General features: G+C 67.5%; 25 protein-coding genes. 12 read left to right on the top strand and 13 right to left on the bottom strand.

Features of this window, described 5'->3' with window-relative positions:
* Positions 1-55: 55 nt before the first annotated feature.
* Entirely contained in the window at positions 56-823 is a 768-nt protein-coding gene (locus tag AC1DEM_RS02505; RefSeq protein ID WP_476882960.1) for a YcnI family copper-binding membrane protein, read from the bottom strand.
* 115 nt (positions 824-938) lie between these two features.
* On the bottom strand, positions 939-1,550 hold the full coding sequence (locus AC1DEM_RS02500) for a hypothetical protein (protein ID WP_476882959.1): 612 nt from the start codon (positions 1,548-1,550) through the stop codon (positions 939-941).
* 337 nt (positions 1,551-1,887) lie between these two features.
* Here AC1DEM_RS02500 and AC1DEM_RS02495 point away from each other — a divergent pair, with 337 nt between their 5' ends.
* Both AC1DEM_RS02495 and AC1DEM_RS02490 read left to right on the top strand, forming a co-directional pair.
* Positions 1,888-2,208 (top strand): type II toxin-antitoxin system Y4mF family antitoxin, encoded by a 321-nt coding sequence (locus AC1DEM_RS02495; protein WP_476882958.1) that lies wholly within the window; start codon positions 1,888-1,890, stop codon positions 2,206-2,208.
* Positions 2,205-3,473 carry a type II toxin-antitoxin system HipA family toxin gene (locus AC1DEM_RS02490; RefSeq protein WP_476882957.1) on the top strand — a complete coding sequence of 423 codons (1,269 nt, stop codon included), beginning with the start codon at positions 2,205-2,207 and terminating at the stop codon, positions 3,471-3,473. The genes AC1DEM_RS02495 and AC1DEM_RS02490 overlap by 4 nt, the downstream gene beginning before the upstream one ends.
* A gap of 79 nt (positions 3,474-3,552) precedes the next feature.
* Here the strand turns inward: AC1DEM_RS02490 and AC1DEM_RS02485 are convergent, their stop codons facing one another.
* Both AC1DEM_RS02485 and AC1DEM_RS02480 read right to left on the bottom strand, forming a co-directional pair.
* Positions 3,553-4,170 carry a uracil-DNA glycosylase family protein gene (locus AC1DEM_RS02485; protein ID WP_091564911.1) on the bottom strand — a complete coding sequence of 206 codons (618 nt, stop codon included), beginning with the start codon at positions 4,168-4,170 and terminating at the stop codon, positions 3,553-3,555.
* 564 nt (positions 4,171-4,734) lie between these two features.
* A complete protein-coding gene (locus AC1DEM_RS02480) occupies positions 4,735-6,432 on the bottom strand; it encodes an HNH endonuclease (RefSeq protein ID WP_476882956.1) in 1,698 nt (565 codons plus the stop codon).
* 712 nt (positions 6,433-7,144) lie between these two features.
* Here AC1DEM_RS02480 and AC1DEM_RS02475 point away from each other — a divergent pair.
* From AC1DEM_RS02475 to AC1DEM_RS02465, 3 genes are read left to right on the top strand one after another with little or no spacing between them, the layout of a single operon-like run.
* The gene (locus tag AC1DEM_RS02475) at positions 7,145-7,378 is read left to right on the top strand and encodes a hypothetical protein (protein ID WP_476882955.1); all 234 of its coding nucleotides are present in this window, start codon (positions 7,145-7,147) and stop codon (positions 7,376-7,378) included.
* A gap of 55 nt (positions 7,379-7,433) precedes the next feature.
* The gene (locus AC1DEM_RS02470; RefSeq protein WP_476882954.1) at positions 7,434-8,858 is read left to right on the top strand and encodes a serine hydrolase; all 1,425 of its coding nucleotides are present in this window, start codon (positions 7,434-7,436) and stop codon (positions 8,856-8,858) included.
* Between the two features lie 56 nt (positions 8,859-8,914).
* The gene (locus AC1DEM_RS02465; protein WP_476882953.1) at positions 8,915-9,424 is read left to right on the top strand and encodes a hypothetical protein; all 510 of its coding nucleotides are present in this window, start codon (positions 8,915-8,917) and stop codon (positions 9,422-9,424) included.
* A gap of 63 nt (positions 9,425-9,487) precedes the next feature.
* Here AC1DEM_RS02465 and AC1DEM_RS02460 read toward each other — a convergent pair whose 3' ends face one another.
* Positions 9,488-11,047, bottom strand: a complete 1,560-nt coding sequence (locus tag AC1DEM_RS02460) for an amidohydrolase (protein ID WP_476882952.1) — start codon at positions 11,045-11,047, stop codon at positions 9,488-9,490.
* A gap of 238 nt (positions 11,048-11,285) precedes the next feature.
* On the opposite strand from AC1DEM_RS02460, the gene AC1DEM_RS02455 reads away from it, so the two are divergent.
* The 4 genes from AC1DEM_RS02455 to AC1DEM_RS02440 all read left to right on the top strand — a co-directional run bounded on the left by AC1DEM_RS02455 (position 11,286) and on the right by AC1DEM_RS02440 (position 14,622).
* Positions 11,286-11,621 (top strand): hypothetical protein, encoded by a 336-nt coding sequence (locus tag AC1DEM_RS02455; protein ID WP_476882951.1) that lies wholly within the window; start codon positions 11,286-11,288, stop codon positions 11,619-11,621.
* Positions 11,618-12,673, top strand: a complete 1,056-nt coding sequence (locus AC1DEM_RS02450) for a zinc-dependent alcohol dehydrogenase family protein (RefSeq protein ID WP_476882950.1) — start codon at positions 11,618-11,620, stop codon at positions 12,671-12,673. Before AC1DEM_RS02455 ends, AC1DEM_RS02450 begins: the two co-directional genes overlap by 4 nt.
* Complete coding sequence (locus AC1DEM_RS02445; protein ID WP_476882949.1) at positions 12,670-12,864, top strand: hypothetical protein; 195 nt, start codon at positions 12,670-12,672, stop codon at positions 12,862-12,864. Before AC1DEM_RS02450 ends, AC1DEM_RS02445 begins: the two co-directional genes overlap by 4 nt.
* Before the next feature lie 75 nt (positions 12,865-12,939).
* A complete protein-coding gene (locus AC1DEM_RS02440; RefSeq protein ID WP_476882948.1) occupies positions 12,940-14,622 on the top strand; it encodes a DUF4389 domain-containing protein in 1,683 nt (560 codons plus the stop codon).
* Between the two features lie 51 nt (positions 14,623-14,673).
* On the opposite strand, the gene AC1DEM_RS02435 is transcribed toward AC1DEM_RS02440, so the two are convergent.
* From AC1DEM_RS02435 to AC1DEM_RS02425, 3 genes are all read right to left on the bottom strand, one after another.
* Positions 14,674-15,624 (bottom strand): hypothetical protein, encoded by a 951-nt coding sequence (locus tag AC1DEM_RS02435; RefSeq protein WP_476882947.1) that lies wholly within the window; start codon positions 15,622-15,624, stop codon positions 14,674-14,676.
* The gene (locus AC1DEM_RS02430) at positions 15,621-16,103 is read right to left on the bottom strand and encodes a M78 family metallopeptidase domain-containing protein (protein WP_476882946.1); all 483 of its coding nucleotides are present in this window, start codon (positions 16,101-16,103) and stop codon (positions 15,621-15,623) included. Before AC1DEM_RS02430 ends, AC1DEM_RS02435 begins: the two co-directional genes overlap by 4 nt.
* Before the next feature lie 115 nt (positions 16,104-16,218).
* Complete coding sequence (locus AC1DEM_RS02425; protein ID WP_476882945.1) at positions 16,219-16,695, bottom strand: hypothetical protein; 477 nt, start codon at positions 16,693-16,695, stop codon at positions 16,219-16,221.
* Between the two features lie 338 nt (positions 16,696-17,033).
* On the opposite strand from AC1DEM_RS02425, the gene AC1DEM_RS02420 reads away from it, so the two are divergent.
* Positions 17,034-17,813 (top strand): SDR family NAD(P)-dependent oxidoreductase, encoded by a 780-nt coding sequence (locus tag AC1DEM_RS02420; protein WP_476882944.1) that lies wholly within the window; start codon positions 17,034-17,036, stop codon positions 17,811-17,813.
* 168 nt (positions 17,814-17,981) lie between these two features.
* A complete protein-coding gene (locus AC1DEM_RS02415) occupies positions 17,982-18,863 on the top strand; it encodes a cytochrome c oxidase assembly protein (RefSeq protein WP_476882943.1) in 882 nt (293 codons plus the stop codon).
* A 46-nt stretch (positions 18,864-18,909) separates the two neighbouring features.
* Here AC1DEM_RS02415 and AC1DEM_RS02410 read toward each other — a convergent pair whose 3' ends face one another.
* The 4 genes from AC1DEM_RS02410 to AC1DEM_RS02395 all read right to left on the bottom strand — a co-directional run bounded on the left by AC1DEM_RS02410 (position 18,910) and on the right by AC1DEM_RS02395 (position 22,734).
* On the bottom strand, positions 18,910-20,043 hold the full coding sequence (locus AC1DEM_RS02410; protein WP_476882942.1) for a sulfite oxidase: 1,134 nt from the start codon (positions 20,041-20,043) through the stop codon (positions 18,910-18,912).
* A gap of 151 nt (positions 20,044-20,194) precedes the next feature.
* Positions 20,195-21,049, bottom strand: a complete 855-nt coding sequence (locus AC1DEM_RS02405; protein ID WP_476882941.1) for an SDR family oxidoreductase — start codon at positions 21,047-21,049, stop codon at positions 20,195-20,197.
* Positions 21,050-21,053: 4 nt separating this feature from the next.
* Positions 21,054-22,058, bottom strand: coding sequence for an aldo/keto reductase family protein (locus AC1DEM_RS02400; protein ID WP_476882940.1), 1,005 nt, complete (start codon positions 22,056-22,058; stop codon positions 21,054-21,056).
* A gap of 40 nt (positions 22,059-22,098) precedes the next feature.
* Positions 22,099-22,734, bottom strand: coding sequence for a hypothetical protein (locus tag AC1DEM_RS02395; protein ID WP_476882939.1), 636 nt, complete (start codon positions 22,732-22,734; stop codon positions 22,099-22,101).
* Between the two features lie 322 nt (positions 22,735-23,056).
* On the opposite strand from AC1DEM_RS02395, the gene AC1DEM_RS02390 reads away from it, so the two are divergent.
* A complete protein-coding gene (locus AC1DEM_RS02390) occupies positions 23,057-23,419 on the top strand; it encodes a YchJ family protein (protein WP_476883232.1) in 363 nt (120 codons plus the stop codon).
* A 25-nt stretch (positions 23,420-23,444) separates the two neighbouring features.
* Here AC1DEM_RS02390 and AC1DEM_RS02385 read toward each other — a convergent pair whose 3' ends face one another.
* Positions 23,445-24,254 carry a hypothetical protein gene (locus AC1DEM_RS02385; RefSeq protein ID WP_476882938.1) on the bottom strand — a complete coding sequence of 270 codons (810 nt, stop codon included), beginning with the start codon at positions 24,252-24,254 and terminating at the stop codon, positions 23,445-23,447.
* Between the last annotated feature and the right edge of the window lie 108 nt (positions 24,255-24,362).

Genomic DNA, 24,362 nt, shown 5'->3' with positions numbered 1-24,362 from the left:
TCGCGCCTGCCGCCGGAGGTCAGGCGGCAGGCTATCTGACCGTGTTACTTGTCGGCTATTTGGCCGTTTGCTTGGCCTCTGTTTGCTTGGCCTGGGACGGGCGGGTGCGGGCCAGTGCCGTCAGGCCCACGGCGAGCCCGATCAGTCCTGCTGCCATCCCGATCCAGCCGGCCACCGAGCCGGCATCACTTGAGGTGCTTGCTGCCGCGGCCGGGGCGGCCGACGCCGCCGTTGTTGTTTCCGTGGATGCGGCGTGGGCCGCGGGTTCGGCGTCTTTGGCCGTGGTCACGAACGAGGGGGCCGGGTGTTCGGGTTCGGCCTGGCCTTCGGCCGCCTTCTCGTCCCACTTCACGATGGTCCCGTCGGTGTAGGTCTGGGCGGTCGGCAGGGTCACGGTGGTGCCGGCGTCCGGCAGGACCCCCACGGAGATGGAGAACGCCTGGTATTCGTTCGGGTCGATCTGGTGGGCGGCGTCGGCGGTCCAGACTACGGAGCTGGGGGCCTTCGTGACGGTGGCGCCGGCGATGGTGAGCGGTTTCGGCAGGTCGCTGGTGGTGACCACGGCCTTCCAGCCCTCGACGGGCTTCACCGCCACCGAGGTGAACGGGGTGTCGGTGGGCAGCGTGACTTCGAGCTTGCTGGTCTTGGCGGTGGCGGACTCGTTGGGGACATTGAACGTCAGGTGGCTGTAGCCGCCCGCGGCTGGGTCATCGGAGTCGACGTGGACGTGGGCGGACGCGGCCGCTGCGCCGGCGGCGAGCAGCGCGGCGGTCATCGTGGCGGCCGCGGCGGTCTTGAGGGTACGGCGGAGGGAGGATTTCATGGCAAAGGGTGCCTTTCACTAAGGAAGAAACGGTGGGGGCCGGCCGGTGCGGTGTTCGTCCGGCGGTGACGGGTGGCCGCCTGCCGTCCCCGTCCGTGCGTGAAAGGGGATGGTGTCAGGCGGCGGGCGCCGGCTGCGGCGGGCCACGCCGGGTCGGCAGGAGGTGGCCCACCCGGACCCTGAGCGGGGCCAGGTTGACGGTGCAGGGGCCTGGGACGCGCAGCGGCACCAGGGCGACAGGTTCCGTCAGCCGCACGAGCGGGCGAAGCCAGGAGCCCAGCACGGACAGGGCCCGCTCGCCGCGGGCCAGCAGCAGGGCCGTGCCGAGGGTCGCCGCCACGTGGGCGGCGAACATGGCCCCATCCATGACGGTCGCGGAAACGGCCATGGAGGGGTGGAGCATCTCCGGAGGAATCACAGCCGCCGCATGGCCGGGATGGTTGTATACCCCCGGCTCAGGAATCTTCAGGGGCGCGGCGGCGGACAGTGCGCCGAATGACCAGTGCAGCCACAGTTGACCCGCGCCGAGGAGGCCGGTCAGGACTGGGAAGTTCAGGCGGAAGCGGGTCAGGACCGCCACCGGGATCATCGCCACGGCGCACAGGGCCATCACGATCGCCGGTTCGGGCAGCCGTCCGCCGCCGGCCAGGTGTCCGCCGGCCGCCAGGGCCACGATGAGGGATCCGATCAGCCCGGTGCGGAAAAGCCGGAAGGAAGCGCGCGTCATCGTGAGCAGTCCTCTCCGGGTTCCTTGGGCGGGCTGGTTTTCTTAAGTCCCTTAAATTCTACGGGCCATTTTGCACCGCCACGCGCCACGCGGCAGGACCGCCCAATATGTGACGGTGGGCGCCAGCGATCCCGAGTCAGCTGCGCCGGCCGGCTGCGCGGCACCGGCCTCATCGGCTCCGCTACACCGGCTCCGCACCGCCCGCCGGTACGAACGTGCCGAAATGACGCTTTGCAGTCGCGTGTGCCGGTTCTATACTGGAATTACGCGCAAAACGGCACGTTCGTACCTATAGACCTAGGCAAATTTGACCTATCTTGATCAACGGGAGGCGACCATGGGGAACTCACTTCCGGACGAACTCGCTGCCGAGGCGCGGGCCCGGCGCGGTTCCCTCCGGCTGAGCCAACGCGAACTAGCCGAACTGGCCGGGGTCTCAGAGCGCTTCGTCCGGTTCGTCGAACAGGGCAAACGCACGGTCCAGTTGGATTCCCTGCTGGCGCTCCTGGACACGCTGGGGCTGGAGCTCCGGGTCCAGACCCGGACCAGCGCCGCTGCCCGGGCCCTCGCCGGCCCGCGGGCAGGCAGTGAAGCGCGGGCCAACAATGAACCGCAGGTCAACAGTGAACTGCGGGACGGCCCGGAAGTCCGGCCATGAGGCACCGCATCGCGGATATCTACAAGGCCGGGGCGCTGGCGGCGCGGCTGGAACGCCACGACGGCGGCACCAGGTTCAGCTACTTGCCGGCATACCTGGCGTCCGGGGGCCCCGCCGTCGCGAGTTCCCTGCCGCTGACTCCGGAGCCCGTGTTGTCCGCGGCGGGGGCTGCCCCGCCGTATTTCACCGGGCTCCTGCCGGAGGGACGGCGGCTGAATGCACTGCGACGCTCCATCAAGACCAGTGTTGACGATGAGCTCTCCCTGCTCATCGCGGCCGGTGCCAACCCCGTGGGTGACGTCCAAATCGTTGGCCATGGCGAGAAGCTGGACCCGGACGAGCACGCCGTCGAGCTTGACCCCCGCACACCCGTGGATTTTGATGCCCTGCTGGGAGACTCCGGGCTGATCGATCCCGTGGCGCTGGCCGGCGTGCAGGACAAACTGTCCGCGGGCATGATCTCCATGCCTGTGGCCAGCGCCGACAGGCGGTACATCCTCAAACTCAACGCCCCCGAGTTTCCGCACGTCGTCGAAAACGAATACGTAATGTTCCGGTACGCGGCCCGGCTTCGGATCCCGTTGAGCCGGGTCCAGCTGATCCGCGACGTCGCCGGCCGGCCGGGGTTGCTCGTTGAGCGCTTCGACCGGGTGCCTGTCTCCGGGGAACGTGTCGCCAGGGCCCCGGGGCCCAAAGCGGCGGCCGGGTCGCCGGGGGCGGTGCAGCGGCTCGCCGTCGAGGACGGGGCACAGGTGCTGGGGCTCTACCCTGCGGACAAGTACAACGTGGGATACGGGCAGGTGTGCCACGCGCTGGCGGCGTATTGCGCGGCGCCGCTGCCCGCGCTGCGGAATTTGGCCCTCCAGGCGGCATTCGCATGGCTGACGGGCAACGGTGACCTGCACGCGAAGAACGTTTCCATGGTGCAGCACCCCGCCGGGGAGTGGTCCATTGCGCCCGTCTACGACATTCCGTCCACTGTTGTCTACGGGGACAAGACACTGGCCCTGACCCTGGACGGCAAGCGGACGGGGGTTTCCCGGAAGCACTTCCTGGGCTGGGCCGCGGGGATGGGTTTGACGGAGCGTGCGGCCGTCCAGGTGCTGGAGCTGGCGCTGAGGGCTTCGGAGCCGCTGCTGGCGGACCTTCAGGCGGGCACAGCGTTCCGTTCCGTGACCGACGACGGCGCCTCGCCGTTTTCGGCGATGGTCACCCGCGATTGGATCAAGGAACTGAAGCACCGGCGCAGGCTGCTGGCGGGGTGAGGCTCACCGGCGTCGGCTGTTGGCGGGTTATGCCGCGGGCTTTGGCTTCTGCCGGCGTCGGATGATGCTGCGTGAATCCTTAAAGGTGCTGGATGCCGGCCCGCTGCATGGCGTCTTTGTAGACTTCAACGTTCTTGGCGAGGAGCTCTTCCTGCTTGGCCGGGGAGACTGCGAAGGCGCGGCCGCCGAGGGCGGTGGCCTTGTAGATCTTGACGCCATGGTTCTTCAATGAGGAATGGTAGGTCTTCTCGAAGAGGGTCAGGAAAGAGTGGGCGTCCGCGCCGTGGGCAATCACAGCCGAGACGCGCTTGTTGATCTTCAGGAACTGGCGGAACGGCCGCAGGCCATCCGTCTTTTCCTGGACGTTCAGCGCCGAGGAAGCGTCAGGATCGCGGATCCACGGATAGGCGTTCCACGGCATCACATAGCGGGGGTCCAGTTCTGCGGCCTCGTAAATGGAGGTGGCGCGGCGGGCGGCCTCATCGTCGTTGAAGTGCGAAACAAAGCCCGATTCTGTGCCCTTGCCGGGGCTGATATGCAGGCTGACGATCCGGCATTCGTCCTCGTCATGGATGGGGTCGATGTACGGGACCACCGATCCAGGCTTCTTTTCCATGAGTTCGTCGCACAGCTGCGTCACGGCGGCAATGTTTGGCTCCTGCAGCAGGGTCTTCTTTTCGTCCCAGTCAATCGTCACGATTTCTCCCTCAGCACTTGGCGTCCAGAATCAGGCGGCTTCCTCCACTCTACGCTTTCGCGGCAGGGGGTGTTTCGGCCGGGGCCTTTATGGCCGGTCTCCCTGGTTGCGGGTCCTCATGATGGGCTTCGTTGTGGGCCCAGTGGCTTGCGGCCTCTGGTGATGGCGATGAGGCGGGCGTAGGCTTAAAGCGCCTGCAGGTAACCATCTGATGACGTCGGGTTGTTCGGGACATTGAAGTGTCCGAGCCTTCTCTTAGCGAGATCGCGAAGGTACCTGCAGGCCCGAGCGTCAGGCCGCCTTTCGAGTTGGAGGGCGGCTTTCTTTGTCGCCGCCGCCGCGGCAGATTAGTCAGCGCGGTCAGCGGCTGGCACCGGTCGTTTTCTAACCGACCGTGGGAGCCTCCGTCGCGGGCAGCTCCCCGTCCCAGCAAGGTGCATTGCCATTCGGTCCTTCTTCGCCGACCCGTGCCTGCTGGATGCGGCGAAGCGTGGCGGCCCAACGTTAGCCCGTTCCGCGTGCCCCCCGTGCCGCGTGCCCCTGTGGCTGCCGGCTGACTGGTCCCTAGGCCGCGGCAACCACATGGAGCCTGCCGCTCTTCATCTTTTTGGCTTGGTACCGGAGTTGGCGTTGGCGCCGGTGGCGGGATACCGGCTGGTCTGCGGCTGATGGACGGAGCGGTGTCCCCGGGAGGGGTGGTGCGGTGGAGTGGTAGGTGTGGCCGGTGGGGGTGGTGAGTTCGATGGTGTGCCTGGTTCTGCTGCTCCCGGGCCCGGCTGCTGGACCGGGTGCTGGTCCGGGTCCAGAGTCCGCGAGCTGTGGGTGTGCGGGGTTTACGGGGCGGGCTCGCCAGCCGGGGGTTTCTTTGGTGTGGTTGCAGGCTTCGCAGAGGCCGGCGCCGTTGGTCTGGGTGGTGGGTCCGCCTTTGTGCCAGGGGATGATGTGGTCCAGGTGCCGGATCGGGGCGTCGCAGTAGGGCGTGCGGCAGGTGTCGTCCCGGGTTTGGATGAGGCGGCGGAGCCGGTGCGGGAAGATCCGGCCCCGGGAGTCCATCGCGATGAGCTCGCCGGTGCGCGGGCGGGTGTAGAGCCGGCGGAGAAAGACGGTGAAAGCGTTGGCGTCGGCAGGGGCGTCGGCACCGGCACCGGACGCTTCACCGGGTCTGATGGGCCTGCCGGGTCCGGCGGATCCGCTGGCGCTGCCTCCGGTGCCCTGTCCCGTGTCGTCTGATGTCCCCGCACCGCCGCCGGGTGGTGGCGGGCTGCCGGGTCCGGGCGGATGGTTGCCGTCATTGGCCTCGGTGCCGTTGATGAGGGCGCGGGCCCAGCCGGCGGGGACAGTGCCGTAGCCGGGGATCCGAGCCGGTTCACTGTCGGCCTGGAAGAGTGTGCGGTCGGTCATGACGACCTGGATCTCCACCCCGGTGATCCCGCCCGGCGTGCCCGTGCAGCGCTGGACCAAAGTGTCGGCCATGGCCTGGCCGCGGCCCCTCGGGTCCCCGGCGGCCCGCAGGGTGTCGGCGTGCCGGCTCAGCGCGGTGTAGAGGCCGACGCCGGCGGTGACCGGGAGCAGGGCGGTGAGGTAGCACATGGTGTCCGGGGCCGGGCGGAGGCTGACATGCCGCTCGGACACGGCGTGTGCGGCGCGGTCGGTGACGGTGCGCGGGTCCAGCCGGTACGCGGCGGCCCGGGCGGTGGCGACCAGCCGCCGGTCCCCGGCCCCGGCGAGGGTCCCGGTGTCGGGTGCGAGGCGTTCGTCGACGGCGGCCCGGTCCGCGGCGGTCAGGCACGCGGTTTCGCGCACGAGCAAGGTGGCGCGCCATTCGTTCAGCTGCCCGGACTCGAGCGCGGCGAGGGTGTGCGGCATCTCGGCCACGAGGGCTTTCGCGAGGCCCAGGAGCCGGCCGCCCTTGGCGGGGGATTCGTGCCGGGCCAGGGCGATCTGCGCGCCGATCCCGGCGCCGAGCTGCTCGGCGGGGATCCCGGCGGCGGCCTGCGCGCGGCGCTGGAGCAGATCAAAAGCCACAGCCAGCCGAGCCTGCTCCGCGGACGCGGCGCACTTCTCGTTTTCCAGTTCCCGGATCCGGTCGATGATCGCGGCACTGGCCGCGGCCAGTGGGAGGGTGGCCAGCCGGCCGGCTGCAACGACTGACCCGCCGCGGTGGTCCGCGGTCGGCACTTGAGCCGCACCGCGCCCGGCGCGGCGGGGCCTAGCCTCGCCGTCTCCTGCCGGAACCACTTCGGGCCCCTGATCGCCGTCCATGAATCAAGTCTCCCGTGGAGGTCCGACATTTAACGGACAGCCAGAGCGGGCGGGGTCCGCGGCCCTAACGCGCCCAGCAGGACTGATCAGACTGTCGCCGTCTCCTGCCCGAACCACTTCGGGCCCTTGTTTGCCGTCCATGAATCAAGTCTCCTGCGGGGGTCCGACATTTAACGGACAGCCAGAGCGGGCGGGGTCCGCAGGCCTAACGCGCCCAGCAGGACTGATCACCCTGTCGCCGTCTCCTGCCGGAACCACTTCGGGCCCCTGATTGTCGTCCATAGTTCCACTTAACTCCGGGGGTCTGACATTAAAAGGCGCAACCGGAGGGAGGTCACGAGGTTCGTGCGTTCGTGGGCTTCGTTGGCGGGTGTGGAGGTGTCCACACGGAGACTAATGGGGCGGAATTCGTGGGGCCACCAGGATGAGCCAGGTCCAGACTTGGCGAGGGCGACAAATCGGAGTTCACGGCGGGGGTGTCAGGCCCGCGGATCCGTCGCCCGTGCCCAGCGCCTTCAAGCGCCCGCGCCCCGCCGGTCGTGTTGAGGGACCGAAGTCCAACCCACTCCCCTCAAGGCTCTCGCTCACCCCAATCGCCCGCAGGCCCGGCCGCCCTGTCTCAAAACCCCGGCGCGGGTCCATCATAAAAGAGGGCGTCTGCTCGGCGCCCCAGGCGGTATCGGGCAGGTTGTTGTCGGGCGGGGTGGTGTCCATGAACCAAAGGGAATCTATTGCGATGAGGATCGGTTCGCTGCCCTCGGACCGCCGCTCGCTGCTGAAGGCGGTCGGCGTCGGTGCCGCGGGCATAGCCGGGGCTGCCGCTGCTGGCCGCCTGCACGGCCCAAAATGCCCCCGCCGGCGCCGGACGCAGCGGCACTGGCCCCTCCGGCACGCCGTCGGCGTCGTTGCTTCCGGCGCCGGAACCGCAGGTTGGACCGCTCCTTGACCAACAGAAGGTCAACGTCGCTCTGGCCAAGCTGGACGGGATAGTCCAGGGGGCGATGGAGAGCACTGGTGTTCCCGGAGTCGCGGTGGCCGTGGTCTACCGGGACCAGATGGTGTACGCCAAAGGCTTCGGCGTGCGGGAGTCGGGCAAGCCCGAGACGGTGGACGCGGACACCGTCTTTCAAGTGGCCTCAGTGTCCAAACCCTTGGCCTCCACGGTTGCGGCCGTGGCCGTGAGCAGAAAGGCGATCTCCTGGACGGACCCCGTGATCAACCACAGCCCGGGCTTCGCCCTGAAGGACCCCTACGTGACGCGAAACGCCACTGTCGCCGACCTTTTGTCGCACCAAGGCGGCCTACATACGGGGGCGGGCGACCTGCTGGAGGATCTCGGATTCGACCAGACCTACATCCTCAGCCACCTCAATCAGCAACCGCTGGACTCCTTCCGGGCGAGCTACAACTACAGCAACTTCGGCTACACGGCAGGCGCGCTCGCTGCTGCCGACGCCATGAAACTGCCCTGGGCAGACCTCGCTGAGGAAGTCTTGTTCAAGCCCCTCGGCATGACATCCACAAGTTATCGCCACGCGGACTACCAAAAGGAATCGAACAGGGCACTGATCCACGTGCCCACCGGTAACAAGACCTGGGTGGCCAAATACAGTCGGGACGCCGACGCCGAAGCGCCCGCCGGCGGGGCCAGTTCCACTGTGCATGACCTGGCCCGCTGGATCCGCCTGCAGCTCGCCAACGGCCGCTTTGAGGGCAAGGAGGTTATCGCCCCGGGCGCTCTGAGTGTCACGCATGTCCCGCACGCGGTATCGGGCCCACCCGCGACGCCGGCGGCCCGCACCCGCTTCTACGGCCTGGGCTGGAATGTCTCCTACGACGACCACGCCCGGCTCTCGCTCGGGCACTCGGGAGCCTTCGAGCTTGGTGCCGCGACCGCCGTCTCGCTGCTCCCCGGCGAGCAGTTGGGCATTGTGGCCCTGACCAACGGCCGGCCGCAGGGCATCCCCGAAGCCATCTGCGCGTCATTCCTGGACACGGCCCAGAACGGCGCCCCGACAGTGGACTGGTTCGGATTCACCGCGGGCGTCTTCCAGAAGATCGATGAGGCGGAGAAGCCAAAAGTCGACTACTCCCAGGCGCCGCAGCGGGTCCAACCGGCGCGCGTCAACGATTTCTACGTTGGCAAGTATGCGAACTCCTACTACGGCCAGCTCAACGTCGCCGTGGAGAGCGGCGTGCTGACCCTAGAGCTGGGTCCGGCCGGCAGGACCACCAAGTTCCCACTCAAACACTTCGACGGCGACACCTTCAGCTTTGAATCCATCGGCGAGAACGCCAACGGCCTTGCCGGAGCGATCTTCGCCCCCGGCGCGCCCGGCGCCGCCCCAGGCGCCAGCGGAACGGCGTCGAGCGTCAGGCTCGATTTCTACGATCAAACCGGTCTGGGCACCTTCACCCGCGGCTGAGCCTACTTTCGTGCGCCGTAAGCTTCTAAGGCGAACACCCCCGAGCCAAGGAACCCATGCCGATCAACAGACAGTCACTCAAGGAAGACGGGTTTACGGGGTTTAGGACTCTCGCGGCGCTGGATATCAACCGGATCCCGCAACGCACCGGGATCTTCGCCGTGCTGCAGCCTGCAGGCTATGAGCCGCGGTTTCTGCCCAGGAGCACGGCAGGAGTCTTCAAGAAGAAGGACCCTTCGGTCCCGGAGCCAGCGCTGACCGCCGAGTGGGTGGACGGCGCCGACGTCGTGTATCTCGGGAAAGCGGGCGCCGGCAGCAAGGGCAACCGCGGCCTTCGCCGGCAAATCCAGGAGTTCATCGATTTCGGCAAGGGCAAGCCGCCGGGCCACTGGGACGGCAGGCTCATCTGGCAACTCGCCGATCCCGGCTCACTCCTGGTTGCCTGGAAGGAGCTGCCCGCGGAGGCAGTCAACGAAGCGGAGGCCGTATACCACGCCCGGTTCCGCGACGACTACGGCCGGCTGCCGTTCGCCAACCTCGTCCAGGCCAGGGTCAAAGGCAAATAGTCAAAGGCAAACAGTCGACGGCAAACAAGGCAACGCAATAAGTCAGAGGCACTTGGCGGGCAGCTACTGGCCGCCGTGGGTGAACCGTCCCGCCACCAACGTGGCGGCCACCGGCATCGCGGCAAAGTCCGCGTCGGACACCGTCAGCGGGTCGCCGTCGAGCACTGCAATATCGGCGGGGTCCCCCACCCGGAGCCGGCCGCGACCGCGGGTCGAGGCCGTGACGGCCTCCTGCCGCGTGAGTGCCTGCTCGGCATGCCATGGCCCGCGGCCATCCTGCCGGGCCCGCGCCGTGGCGGCGGACATGGCGGTCCACGGGTCCAGTGGGGCCACCGGTGCGTCCGAGCCAAGGGCCAGCGTCGCACCGGCGGCTACCAACGAACGGAGCGGGAAGGACCGGTCCGTCCGCCCCGGCCAGTTCGCCTCGGCGGTGTCCCGATCGTCGAGGGCATGCGCAGGCTGGACGCTCGCGGTCACACCCAACCGGCCGAACCGGGTGAAATCCTCGCTCCGGACAAATTGGGCATGTTCCACCCGCCCTGGAATGCCCGCCGCCTCAAACGCATCCAGCGCCACACGGTTGGCGGCGTCGCCAATGGCGTGCACCGCCGGAACAAAGCCCGCCTGCCGCGCCCGGACCAGCAGGGCAAGCAACTCCGCCTCGTTCACCGTCAGCAGGCCGTGACCGCCGTTTGGATACGGGTCAACGCAGTACGCTGTGCGGGTATTGAGCGAGCCGTCGATCAGCACCTTCAATGGGCCCACTGTCAGGAGCCCGCCACTGCCGGCCACAGCCAAACCTGTCCGGAGCCCCTCGGCCACGGCCCGGTCCAGGTCCCGTGGGTAGACCCCCGCCTCAACCCGCAGGGCAGCGAAGCCGCCGGAGATCCGCCGCAGCCAGGCGTCGCGGTTCCAGGTCATCTCGAAGTCCACGATCCCGACCACGCCCCGCGCCGCAGCAGCCCGCCCCGCCTGCCGCACCCACGGATCCACCACCGTATCCGGAAGCTGGCCAAGCTGGCCGGTTAAGGCGAACGCCGGATCTTCCCGGAGCAGCCCGTCCGAGTCCACAGGCACCCCGTACCGCTGGGCCGCCGCAGAGTTGAGCCAGACAGAGTGGAGGTCGTGGCTGATCAGCGCCGCCGGCCGGCCGCGCGTCACGCCATCGAGGAGCGCCAAGCTGGGCAGGTCCGGCCAGACGGCATCGCGGAAACCGACGCCCACCAGCGTCTGGACAGGACCCGGAACCCCAATGCCGCCGCCGACCCCAGTCACGGCGCCGGCGACGAGGGACTCTGCGGCAGCGGTCCCGGCGAGATGGGACCCGACGACGGCGGCCGCCTCGCGCGCCGAGCCGGCGGCGGAGAGGTCAAGCCGGTTAGAGGCCAGCGCCCACTGCGTCATATGGACATGCTCATCCCACAGCCCCGGAATGACGTAGCGGCCGTCCAGGTCAACCACGCGGGTGGCAGCGGGGACCGCAGGGGCGTCCTGGCGCGACGGGATGATCGCAGAGACGGCGCCGCCGCAAAGATGAACGTCGAAGCATGTTCCGTCCCCGGGTTGCCGCACCGAGGCCAGCACGAGGTCCGGCGCGGGGCAGGGAACGAGCGGAGCAGACATAGAAACAGGCTAGGCGTGCACGCCCCTGAACCCAAAGTCGAGAACCCAAAGTCGGGAACCCATAAATCGAGCATCTGAACCCGCAGGACCCAAACACACACACGGGACTTTCGCCCCTTACCCCTGCCGTGCAAGCCCACCAAGCTAAATGTGGGGAGGTTCCTGCACGGCCAGTTGGGCGTCGTAGTTGAGGGGGGAACCCCGGCTTCAGCAGGAAAAGGCAGGAGGCCACGGCCACATGACGATGCACCACCATTCCGGGGACCCCAAACTGAAAGTTCTCATACGCCTGAACGCCGACGCCGAATCAGCGCGGATCGAGGTGCATGGCGTGGTGACCGCAGCCAACGTGCGGGCACTTTATGTGGTTTGCCGCCGCGTCACTAGCAAGCTCCCCAGCTTTGAGCTTGTGCTCGACCTCGCCCATGCCCGGGTGTCGGCCGCCGCTATCGAAGAACTCCGTGAGCGCGCCCGCGCCTCGCTGATGTCGTCGGGGATCGACAGTACGGAGACGCCGTGCCGTCTGCGCCTCGTGGATCCGCTGGTCATTCTCAAGACCAAGGAACACGTATGAAAGCCCTTGTCTACGGTGGGCCCGGGGAGAAGTCGTGGACCGACGTCCCCGATCCCACCATCCAAAGCCCCAGCGATGTGATCGTCAAGGTGGAAACCACCACCATTTGCGGCACCGATCTGCACATCCTCAAAGGCGACGTCCCCACCGTGGCCAAGGGCCGCATCCTGGGCCACGAGGGGGTTGGCACCATCACGGAGATCGGGGCGTCCGTCACCAGCCTCAAGGTGGGCGACCGCGTGATCATTTCCTGCATCAAGTCCTGCGGGCACTGCGCCAACTGCAAGACAGGCCTGTATTCCCACTGCCTGGGGGAGGAAGGCACGTCCGGCATTGGCTGGGTATTCGGGCACCTGATCGACGGCACCCAAGCCGAGTTCGTCCGCGTCCCGTACGCCGAGAACTCCCTGCACCTCCTGCCTGAGGGAGTCAGCGACCAACAAGCCGTCATGCTCTCCGACATCCTTCCCACCGGCTTTGAGATCGGTGTGCAGTACGGCCGTGTCAAGCCCGGCGACACGGTCGCCGTGATCGGCGCTGGCCCGGTCGGACTCGCCGCGATCTGTACCGCCGGACTTTACGGCGCCGCGACGATCATCGCCGTCGACCGCGACCCGAACCGGCTCGAAAAATCCCGCGAATTCGGCGCCACGGATGTGGTCCTCTCCAGCGCTCCCGACTGGAGGGAACAGGTGATGGTCCTGACAGACGGGCAGGGTGTGGACGTCGCGATCGAGGCCGTGGGCGTCCCGGCGACGTTCACGATGTGTACCGAGATCGTGCGGCCCGGCGGCAACGTGGCCAATGTGGGCGTCCACGGGAAGGCCGTGGAACTGCATGTCGAAGACCTCTGGATCCGGAACATCAACATCAGCATGGGCCTGGTGAACACCAACACCACCCCCATGCTGCTCAAGCTGGTCGCTCAACAGAAAATCCCTGCAGACAGTTTCGCCACCCACCACTTCATCTTTGACGAGTTCATGGAGGCGTACGACACTTTCGCCCACGCCGCGGAGACGAAGGCCCTCAAAGTGGTGATCACTGCGTGAAAGCGTTCCTTGTCCACACCCCTGGCATCGGGCAGCGCCAGGCAACGGCAGCCAAGCCGGCCGCCTGCAATACCCGCCTGAGCACCTTCAGCCACGGCGACGCCGTCACGAAGATTGCGCGCGTCCTCCGTGCCGGCGGTGCAGACATCATCGCCGAAGCCAATCCGTTCCTGACCTGGCGCGGGCGGTAGCGGCCCGGGCCGCCAGTTTCCGGAAGTCCCGCCCCGCCGGGCGTGGCAAACGGACCATCTGAAAGGACGGCGGCCATGAAAGCAGGCCGAATTGTCATGCTGGTGATCGGCTCGCTGTGCGCGCTGGTCGGTCTGGGACTGCTGGCGGGCGCCGGGGTCACGGGCTGGGTCAACTACCAGCAGCGGGACGGCAGGTACTTCATCACGCCGTCGGAGCAGTTCTCAGGCAATTCCTACGCACTGACAACCCCCCGGCTGGACCTCACGACCGGAGGCGGCGTCAACGACGGCGTCCCCGTGGACTTTGCGGGCAGCGTGCTGCTCCGCGGTTCCACCACCGATCCCGGCAAGCAAATCTTCATCGGAATTGCCCCGCGGGCCGATGTTGCGGCGTACTTGGCCGGTGTCCAGCGCACCGAAATCGTCGACGTCAGATTCCGCCCCTTCCGTGCGCTGTACCGCGACGTCAACGGTGCCAAAATCCCGGCCGATCCGGCGCAGCAGAACTTCTGGACCGCGACTGCCACGGGCCCGGGGGAGCAGGAACTAACCTGGAACCTTCGCTCCGGGGCCTGGGCCGCCGTGGTCATGAACGCCGACGCGAGTTCCCCGGTGAGCGTGAATCTGCAGGCCGGCGCACGCACGGACCTGCTCTTGCCGGTATTCATCGGACTGCTGATCGGCGGCCTGGTGATGCTGCTGATCGGGGTGCCGCTGATCGTGCTGGGCGCCGCCGGACTCGGCCGTGACGGGCCGGGCCAAGGCGGAACGGGCAGCGGCGTCCCTCCTGGCTACCTGCCAGCCCAGCCCGGCCAGCCATATCTGGCGGGTTCATACCCGCCCGGGTCCGGCCCCGGCCAGCAGAACACGTCTGCGCCGCCGGGTGCTGTAGCGGCTTACGCCGCCGCGCCGGGAACTCAGTATCCGGTGACTCCCTATCCGGTAACGCCGGGAGCGACTACACCGTACGTTTACCCCGCACGCCTCCACGGCTACCTCGATCCGAATCTCTCACGGTGGATGTGGCTCGTGAAGTGGTTCCTGGCCATCCCGCACTGCATCATCCTGTTCTTCCTCTGGTTCGTCTTCGGCGTGGTCACGGTCGTGGCATGGTTCGCGATCCTGTTCACGGCGCGCTACCCGCGCTCTCTGTTCAATTTCAATGCCGGCGTGATCCGCTGGAACTGGCGCGTGGCCTTCTATGCCTTCAGTGCGATCGGCACGGACGCCTATCCGCCCTTCACGCTGGCTCGCACCGATTACCCGGCGGACTTCGACGTCGACTATCCCGAACGGCTATCCCGCGGCTTGGTGCTGGTGAAATCGTGGCTGCTGGCCATTCCGCATCTGCTGATCATCGGCGTGCTGACGGGGACGGCGACGACGTGGGTATTCCAGGGCGGCGAGTGGGAACAGCAAAGTGTGGGCATCTCCCTCCTCGGGCTGTTGGTCCTCATTGCCGGGGTGATCCTGTTGTTCACGGCAAAATACTATCGGGGGATCTTCGACCTCGTGCTCGGCCTGAACCGCTGGATCTACCGCGTGATCGCCTATGTTGCACTCATGCGGGACGAGTATCCGCCGTTCCACCTCGATATGGGTCCCATCGATCCGGGCGAGCTGCCGGTGCCGGCGTACGCGGGACCCGCAGTCGCACCCGCAGTCGGACCGGCGGGCGGGGTGCCCGGTCCTAAGCCCTCGGGCTCAGTCGGTGAAGGCCCCCGCGGTGAAGGCTCTGAAGGGCCGCCCAAAAGCTAGTGCCGTGCCTCGTTGACGCCGGCCCCGGGCCCGATGACCGGAGCGGAGCTGTCAGGGAAGCCGGTTCAGATCGAGCTGCTCTTCGGCGGCCAAGAGGAAAGTGCGCTCCTGAGCAGTCAAGGTCCCGCCGGACGCAAGCTCGGCATCCCACACTTCAACGATCATCCGGTGCAGCCGTTCCCCGGTTGGCGCGGAGGGGTCGCTTTCGAGGAGGCGTTCGCCGCCTGCATGCTGGAGGACCCGGTCCCTGATGGGTTCGACGCCGGCGAGGGCGTCGGCCGCCCAGCGGGCCTGCCGCTTGAGTCGGACATGCCCGGCCACGGCGGGCACCGTCAAGCCCGCACCGCCCAGGATGAGGGTGAGCATCTCCACGACCCGGATGGCGGTGTCGGGGGGCACAGGGACGGCCAGGAGCGCCGGGATCGGGACGGAGAGCAGACCGATCGTGAACTTGATCGTCACGAACAGGGCCAGAACGCTAGCGGCGCCGACCATGGTGAACCCGACCTTGAAGGACTGGCGCATCCTCGGGATATAGCGGAAGCACGCTACGGCGACCCCGAAGCACACCCACCCGATGTAGGCGATCAGCACGGCGGAAAACAGGGCGGCTGGCAGACGCTCATGGTAGAGCCCCCAGCTGTCGGTCGTCGTGGTGGGGCCGGTCAGGACGAAGAACAACAATTCCAGCGCCAGCGTGAGCGTCAGCGGCAGGGAGACCACGAGTGCCAGGCGCGTGCCGGCCGGGACGATCGCCGCGAGGACTGAACGCCGGAGGTACCAGAGGCTGAAGATCATCGAGGCATGCAAGGCAAGCTTGGCCAGATTGAATCCGCCGATGTGGGCATCGACCGCGGCGTACACGGCCGGCGACATCAACACCGAACCGGCACCGGCGAACAAAGCCGAAAGGAACACGGTATCGCGGCGGTTCCGCATCATGGCCGGGATCCGGGCCGCGGCGAGAACGAAAAGGACCGCGGCTGCGACGAGCTGGATCATCCGAAAACCGATCCAAAGTTCCCCGGCTGGCCTCCCGAGCGGTCCTGGGAACGTCGGATGCGTGCGGCGAGACGGTCAGCCAGGAGCTCCGCGGCGACCTCGAACTCATTGAGGAAATCGGTCCGCTTGAGTGCCCTGACGACGCGCTCCGGATCAAGGTCCGGGAAGAACGTGCCCGCATATTCGGCGGACACGATGTCCTGTTCGTGATGCAGGATCATATGGGCGAACTCATGGAGAACAATCTGCTGCCGGTGGACTTCGGAGGCAGCCCGGGCGTGCAGGATCAGGTCCATGTGGTCCAGTCCGAACCACAGTCCGCAGACCTTGTCCGTTGCCCCTTCGATGGGCTTGATGACGATCTTGCGGTTCCGCTGCCGTTCAAGGTGCGCCTGGATTGATGCCGGGGAGACCGGCTCGCTGAGGGAGAGGCTTGCTTCTGCTTCCCGGGCCCGCGCCCGGGCGGCGTCGTAATCCATGTACCGAGTCCTTGGCTGTTGATAGAGCGTCAGCGTGGACACGCCACTTCCTGACGGCCAAACCTCGCCAGAATCATATCAGTGCAGGTCAGCGCGTGGTGAGGGGCGCTGGGCGTCAGGGTTGGCCGGAATCCCCGCGGGCGGTCTCGTCGGAATCCCGGCGGGAGAGCTGCTCGTCGATCAGGTCGCGGATCTGGAGCAGGGTCTCCGGGGAGAGCCCGTCCAGCTGGCGGGCTGCGAAGTTGCGCACCTTGTTGACCCGCATCGACGCGAGCAATTCAAGCTGCGCCTCCACCCGGGGCGGAAGCTCTTCGTCGACGTCGATCAGGTAGTTCTCGCTTACGCCGAAGAACTTGGCCAAATTCTGAAGGAGTTCGACCTTCTTGACGGCCGGTCCCGTGCCCGATCGCATGTAATGCCACCGGGCCCGGGAGAGCGGCGTCCCGGCGGCGGACATGGCGTCCCGGACATCGGTGAAGGTGACTTTTCGGCCCTCGGCTTCGGCGGTGTCCAGCAGGATGTTCAGCTTGCGGGCCAGGGCTGGACCCGGTGCGGGGGTCGGCTGGTCGTCGCTCACAGTGGCTTCTTTCATCGGACAATATTCATCAGGCGCGGGCTTGTCACAAATCATCAGGTCGCCTGCGAGTCTAGCAGATTGGACATGTCCAATATTTTCCGGGTAGGCTCAGCACGAGAAATTGGACGTGTCCAATTTCTCGTGTGCTGGGGCGGATATAGCCCGCCCGGCACGTCGTGGTTCGGTCAGGAGTGTGCTTTGGGGGGACGCCTGGCCGGGTCCCGGCGTGACAATCGTCCCCGCCACGCCGCGGGCAGCGCCGGTCCGTGCGGCTGCCGGTCCTCTTGCCACCGGCCCTCCGCAAGAACATAGTTGAGGGAATTCACGAACTCCGCGGCACTAGGCAGGCAAAGATGCTGAATATCGGGATTCCGGAAAACGGCTTGCTTTACGGCAAGACCGCCCTGATCTACGGCGGCGGAGGAGCGGTTGGCGGGGCGGTGGCGAGGGCCTTCGCGGCCGACGGCGCCACGGTCCACATCGCCGGGAGGACCGAATCGCGGCTGGAAAAAGTAGCCCATGACATTCGTGAGGCCGGCGGCACCGCCGAGACCGCCGTCGTCGACGCGCTGGACGAAGAGCAGGTGGATGCCTTCGTGAGCCGGGTGGCGAAGAAGAGCAAGAGGATCGATATTTCCTTCAACGTGATCTCGTTTGGCGACGTGCAGGAGCCACTCATGGAGATCGACGTGGATGACTTCACCCGGCCCATCGCCCTGGCCGCGCGCACGCATTTCCTGACTACCCGCGCGGCAGCCTCTTACATGGTCAAGCAGCGCTCCGGCGTCGTGCTCATGTTCGGCGGCTCCGGTCCGCAAACCATCACGGGCCTGGGCGGGTTCAAGGTGGCGCTGGACGCGATGGAAGGGCTGCGCCGGCAGTGGGCCCTCGAGCTGGGCAAACACGGCATCAGGGTGGTTACCATGGTCACCGGCGGCATTATCGAAACCATCCCCTGGCAGGCGGAGGGCCGCGAGGAGATCGTGGTGGAGATTGCCAGGGCCGCGCACTTGAACCGCACGGCCACGCTGGCGGACGTCGGAAACGTGGCATCCTTCATCGTCTCGGACAAGGCGGCGGCCATCACTGACGCTACCGTCAATATCTCCGCCGGCGCGATCGTGGACTACTGACGCCGGTTAGGCCACCAGGCTCCCAGGCACCTCCGGCGTGCTGTGGGGCGCCGGCGGGGGCACGCCCGTGAGCCCGGAGCTGGGATCCGGCTCATTGTAGGCGCGGAGGGACGGGTCCCTGCAAGTTGAACTCGGGCTCCTCCAAGGTAAGGCAACTAGCATGAACCCGTGCCGCCCCTTGATGTAGTCCTCACCGCCTGGCAGATTGACTGGACCGCCGCTGCCCTGATCAGCGGATCGGCGGTGCTGTATGCGCTGGGCCTGAAGGCCGCGGCGGCGCGCGGTCACCGCCACCCCGTCTGGCGGACGCTGGCGTTCTACATCCTGGGCCTGGGGTCCCTGACCGTGCTGACGTGCGGCTTCCCCGGCGTCTACAGCGCACAGCTCCGGTGGGCCTTCACACTCAAGATTTCCCTGCTGCTCTTCGTGGTGCCTCTGCTGATCGGGCTGGGGAAGCCGATCTCCCTGGCCAGGGCGGCCCTCCCGCCACGTGGCGTCGACCGGCTGAACAAGGCGCTCGCACACCGCGCTGTGCGGCTCGCCGGCAACTCAATGGCCGCCCCGCTCCTTGGCCTCGCGCTCTTCTCCACCTTCCTCACGCCGGCGTTCTACACCCTCCGCGCAGCCCCGTTGGCGGAGGCACTCCTGACCATCGGGGTCCCGCTACTGGGCATGATGATGGCACTGCCGATCATCGAGGAGGCAGACTTCCGCCGTTCCAGCGCCTTCTTCATCCTGGAATTCGTGTTTGTGTTCATTGAGCTGCTGGTCGATGCAGTGCCCGGAATCCTGCTGCGCCTCAACGGCCAGGTCCTCGATCACGTCACAACCACACCGTCCGCGCTGGGCTGGTTCCCCGATGCCCTGCGCGACCAGCAACTGGCGGGGGACGTCCTGTGGTTCATCTGCGAAATTGTCGACTTGCCCCTGATCATCTTGATGTTCATCCGCTTCTCGCGCAGCGACAAGCACGAGGCCCGCGGCTTCGATGACCTCACGGACGAGGAACTGGACGAACTGAATGCGGAGCACCTGCGGCACGGCCGCTGACCACCTGCCCGTCAAGTCCCCGTACGACAAATCCCCCTACGGGGCACTACTCCACACTGACCCTGATTCGCTGCACCACGTTGTTGCCCATGCCCTGGTAGTTCCAAACCGGTTCCAGCGGCTGCACCGCGCCGCTGGCATCGGCGGCGCGGCAGGAGAGCTCGTGTTCGCCGGGATCGGCCACCCAGGGCAGCGACCACGCGGACCACGCGAACGGCGCGGCCGGGTGCTCCAGATGGGCCGGCGCCCACTTTCCGTCGATCCCGACGTCGACGCGCTGCACGGCGCCCTGCCCGGACCACGCCCGGCCGGTTAGCATCACCGGTCCGCGGGGCAGGATCCGGCTCCGGGTGAAGAAGTCCGGGACGCCCGGAGGAACCATGAGCGAGCGGACCTTGATCCACGTGATCGGGGTGCCGGGATCGCCGGCATCCTGCTGGTAGCGGTACGCCACGGCCTGCTGGAACCCGTCATAGGGCTTGGTCAGGACCCTGATCGAGGACAGCCACTTCACGCTCGCCATGCCGTACCAGCCGGGCACCACCAGCCGGAGCGGATAGCCGTGCTGCGGCGGCAGGTCTGCGCCGTTCATCCGGTAGGCGAGCACGACGTCGGGCCGCAGGGCCTCGCCGATCGGGAGGCTCCGGGCGAACTGCTGGGCGACGCCGCCCTGGACGCCGGAGTCCGCCCCGGTGAACAGCACCTCGACGGCGTCGTCCTCCACCCCGGCCTGGGTCAGCAGGTAGGCCAGCGGGACGCCGGTCCACACCGCGGTGCCGACTCCCTCCAGGACCCACGGCTGGCTCAACGGACGGGGACGCAACAGGGACCGGCCGTTGCCGGCGCATTCCAGGGTGACCGGGAGGGTGATGCTCGGTGCCCGGCGCAGGGCCCGCATGCTCAACTCCACGGCCCGCTGCACCGCGCCGCCGATCTGCAAATGCCAGTGCTCGATGTCGATGAAGGGGATGTCGAAGTGGGTGAGCACGTAGTGCAGCCCGGGCGGAGTGGTATCGATCTGCAAGGCCTCGAGCGGCATGGAATGATTCCGCACGGCGAGCTGGAGCTCGTCCGCCGTCAGCGGGCCGTGGCTCGGCTCCCCGGAATGCGGCGCGAGTCTCCGGTCCTGCCGCCGCGGACTTTTCAGGATGCCGGAGTGTCTGGACATTTGCTTTGGCATGGCGTTGCGATTCTTCTCCGCACCGATTCTTCTGTTCGCCAGCCCGTTGCTGGCCGGTGTCACCTGAAATCAGGTCTACGCCGCAGCCCGGAAACCGTCAACACCGGATCAGGCCGGCCCGTCAGGTCCCGCGGGGGCGCCGGCGCGCGGGCTACAGCGTGTGCGCCTCCGCCAGGAACTGCTTCAGGCTCAGCGGTTCGCGGCCCGTCAGCTCATGCACCGCCGACGTCGGACCGGCCAGTTCGCCGGCCGCGATGGCCGTGTAGGTGCTCACCCAGGCGTCCACCTGCCACGGCGGCGCGCCGTAGGAGGCGCGGGACGCGTAGGCCTCCTCCAGGGTCTCGTTGTGGAAGGTGATGGCCCGGCCGGTTCCTGCGGTCAGGAGTTCCGCGCCGCGGGCCAGTGAGATGTCCTCCGGGCCTGTCAGGTCATAGGTCCGTCCCACGTGCAGGGCCGGGTCCCGCAGCACGGTGACGGCCGAGCGGGCGATGTCCGCCCGCGCCACGGCCGCCATCACGCCGTTCCCGGCCGGGCCGCGGATAAAGCCGTCTTCCCCGGCCAGCAGCGGCAGGAAGTCCAGGTAGAAGTTGTCGCGCAGGAACGTGTAGTCCATGCCGGAGGCCTTGATGCGCTCCTCCGTCGCGAAGTGGTCCCGGCCCAGGGTGAACGTGGAGTCCGGCGCCGCGCCGAAGAACGAGGTGTAGACGATGTGCTGGACGCCCGCCGCGGCCGCCGCGTCGACGAAGGCGTAGTGCTGCTGCAGACGGTCCTCCGCCTCGGCGGCGGAGACCATGAACACCGTTTTCGCGCCGACCAGCGCCGCCTTTGTCCGGTCCTGATCGGCGTAGGTGGTCACGAAGGAGACGGCACCTTCGAGCTCAGGTGCCCGGGCGGCGTCCCGCACCAGGAGCCGTTGCTCGCTTCCGGCCGCTGCCAGCAGCCTGGCCACCAGGCCGCCCAGGTGGCCGGTGGATCCGGTGACGGCGAGCTCGGGCGCGATGGGCATGGGCCTAGGCCTCGCGGGAGGCGGGTGATTTGGTCTGCGCGGGGTCGCGTTCGGCCAGCGAGCCGATGGCGGCGTCGATTTTGTCCATGATCACCGCGTCCAGCTTCACGCCGGCGGCCGCCACGTTCTTCTCAATCTGCTCCGGCCGGGACGCACCCATGATCGCCGAGGCCACGTTCTTGTTCTGCAGCACCCAGGCGATGCTGAGCTGCGCCATGGTCAGCCCGGCCTCCTCCGCGATCGGCTTGAGCTGCTGGACGCCGGTGAGGACCTCGTTGGACATCCAGCGCTCGATCATCCGCGAACCACCCTTGGAATCTGTGGCCCGGCTGCCCTCGGGGGCCGGCTTGCCGGGGTGGTATTTGCCGCTCAGCACGCCCTGCGCGATCGGAGACCAGACGATCTGGGACAGGCCCAGCTCTTCAGACGCCGGAATCACCTCAGCCTCGATCACCCGCCACAGCATGGAGTACTGCGGCTGGTTGGAGATCAGCTGGAAGCCCAGTTCCCTGGCGAGGGCATGGCCATCGCGGATCTGGTTGGCCGTCCATTCGCTGACCCCGATATACAGGGCCTTGCCCTGCCGCACGACGTCCGCGAAGGCCTGCATGGTCTCTTCCAGCGGCGTCTCGTAATCGTAGCGGTGGGCCTGGTAGAGGTCCACGTAGTCCGTCTGCAGCCGCCTGAGGGAGCCGTTGATGGATTCCATGATGTGCTTGCGGGACAGGCCAAGATCGTTGTGGCCCTTGGGCCCGGTGGGGCCGAAGACCTTGGTGAAGACTTCCAGCGACTCCCGGCGTTCGTCCTTCAAGGCTGCGCCGAGGACCGTCTCCGCCGCGGTGTTGGCGTAGACGTCCGCCGTGTCGAAGGTGCTGATACCGGCGTCGAGCGCCGCCCGGACGCACTGGGTGGCGACGTCGTTCTCCACCTGGGAGCCATGGGTCAGCCAGTTGCCAAACGTGATTTCTGAAATCTTGAAGCCGCTGTTCCCGAGGTATCTGAATTCCATGGGTTCCAACGTAGCGGACTTGCCGGCCCGGGGTAAGGGCTCAGCCGGCCTTGCGCTCCTGGGCCGGCTGTTTGGCCTTCCCGGCCGGCAGGCTGCCGCGCAGTGACACGAGGGAGCCGGTGTCCAGCAGGGATTTTGCCGCGGGCATGGGCGGCTTTTGGAACGCCCGCGGGACGACGCCGAGTGTTCCGTTGGTGTCCGTTGCCGACTGCACGAGGGCTGAGACTTCCTTGATGTCATGTGCCGGTGCCATGGGGTTGGGCAGGTCCCGGACGGTGACCCGGACGGCCCGGCCGGCTTCGGCCCTGGCCCTTGCGGCAGCGCGGGCATCTGCCCGGGCCACGGCGGCCGCCCACTCCGGCGACAACGCCGGCTCCTTCTTGCCTGCATTCCGGGCAGGGGGGCGAGGCTTCTTGGTCACGGCCGGGCGCGCGGGCTTTGCGGCCTTGACCGGCTCGATCAGGGGCCAATCTTCCCGGGCCCGATCTTCCCGCATGCCGGGACCCTCGCGGAGGAGTCCGGCGGCGGCCAGGACAACGACTGCCGCCAGCCGGCCGATCCCTGCGAGCACGAGAGTGGCGGCGAAGACCATAAAGAGACCGAGGAACATGAAGAACGCCACGCCGAGGGTCCCGAAAAACGTAAGGTTCAGCGCAATGGTTGTTGGATCTTCCATGTCACCTCTCCTGGTCAGACTGCTGCAGCGTGATCCCTGCCGCAAGCACGTGGCGGGCAGGAGCCCCCTTAACAATACGTACTTTTCCTTGGCCGCGTGCCGCCCCGGGCGGTCGCGGCGAAGATGTGTCGAAGCCGTTATCCGCGAGCGGGGCCCGGCCCCTCCGCCCCGGCGTCTATAGTCAAAGTCAGCCCCGCCGGCGTCGTCCGGCCCGCCGGAAGGACACCTTGTGACGCACGCCGCAGCAGCCGATTCCGAGCCCGCCGGCGCGGACTGGTCCCCGAGCAGCTCGGCCGTACCGTATGAGGGGAACTGCCCGTGCCTGTCCGGCGAGGCGTATGTCCACTGCTGCGGGCGGTTCCACCGCGGAGATGCCGAGGCGCCGACGGCGGAGCAGCTCATGCGCTCCCGGTACAGCGCGTTCGTGGTCCGGGACGCGGACTACTTGCTCCGGACCTGGCACCCGGACACGCGGCCCGCGGAGCTGGAGTTCGATGCCGGCATGCAGTGGCGTCGCCTGGACATTCTTTCCACCAGCCGGGGCGGCCCGCTGGACAGTGACGGCGTGGTGGAATTCGCCGCGCACTACCGGCACGAGGGCGAACGCGGTGTCCAGCGCGAAACGAGCCGCTTTGTCCGGGTGGACCGGCGCTGGTACTACTTGTCCGGCGTCGTGTCCGGCTGACGCCTCCGAGCCAGCGGTGCCCGGGCTAGCGGCGTGAGGGTGCGGTGTCCCCGAATGAGGTGTCCCCGGCTGAGGAGTCCCCGACGGGGGTCTCCTCGACTGCTGCCGGGCTGAAGCCGGCCCGATCCACCTTGCGGTGGAAATGCATCCCCGCGAGGCCGCCCAGCACCGCGCCCACCAAGGCCACCAGGGCCACGACAATCGCCGCGATGATGCTCAGGGTGTTCAGCTGGCCCTCGTTGATCGGGATGCGCGGGAAGCTGTTCAGGTTGGCCAGGATGTTGAAGCGCTGCCCGGCAACCAGACCCAGCACGGCAACCACGATCGCCGCGATCAGGGCCCAGATCCAGACCATGAAGCCCTGCCTGACGCCGTTGAAGCGGGCCATCCGCCCGGCCACATACCCGCCGCAGTAGTAGGAAATCAGAAGGATCACCAGCAGCACGATGATGCCGGCCAGCCCGACCGTCTGGTTGTTGGAGGCCTGGTCGACGGCGTCGTTCACATCGGTGTTGGTGGCCAGCCCGACGGCGGTGCCGCCTGCCGCAACCAGTGCGGTGAGCAGCACGGCCGTACCCGTGGCCGCCAGCCAGCCGAAGAATGCCGAGCCGACTTGGATGCCGCCGAACTGCTCCTTCTCGCGGGCCACCACCGTTTGGCGCGTGGGGATCCCTTCCACGACAGTCTCGGCAACAGCCTCGCGGCGGGGTGCGTCGTGACGGGGCGCATCACGGACGGACTCGTCGTGGCGGACTGCCGTAACCGGCCCGGTCGTGTCCCCTTCCTGCGTCGTGAGGCGTGTCGTCTTGTCGTCGGGGCCTGCTGTGCTGCTCATGAGGGTTGTTCACTTTCGCTGAATGACAGGCACCGTAGGGGTGACAGTCTGGCGTCCACCTAACCACGGCGGTATCCGGTTAGCAAGGATGCTTACCATTCGTGCGGC

Source organism: Arthrobacter sp. 05T420 (assembly GCF_056396305.1).
The sequence above is the reverse complement of the archived record's forward strand: the minus strand, read 5'-3'. Positions and strand labels throughout refer to the sequence as shown.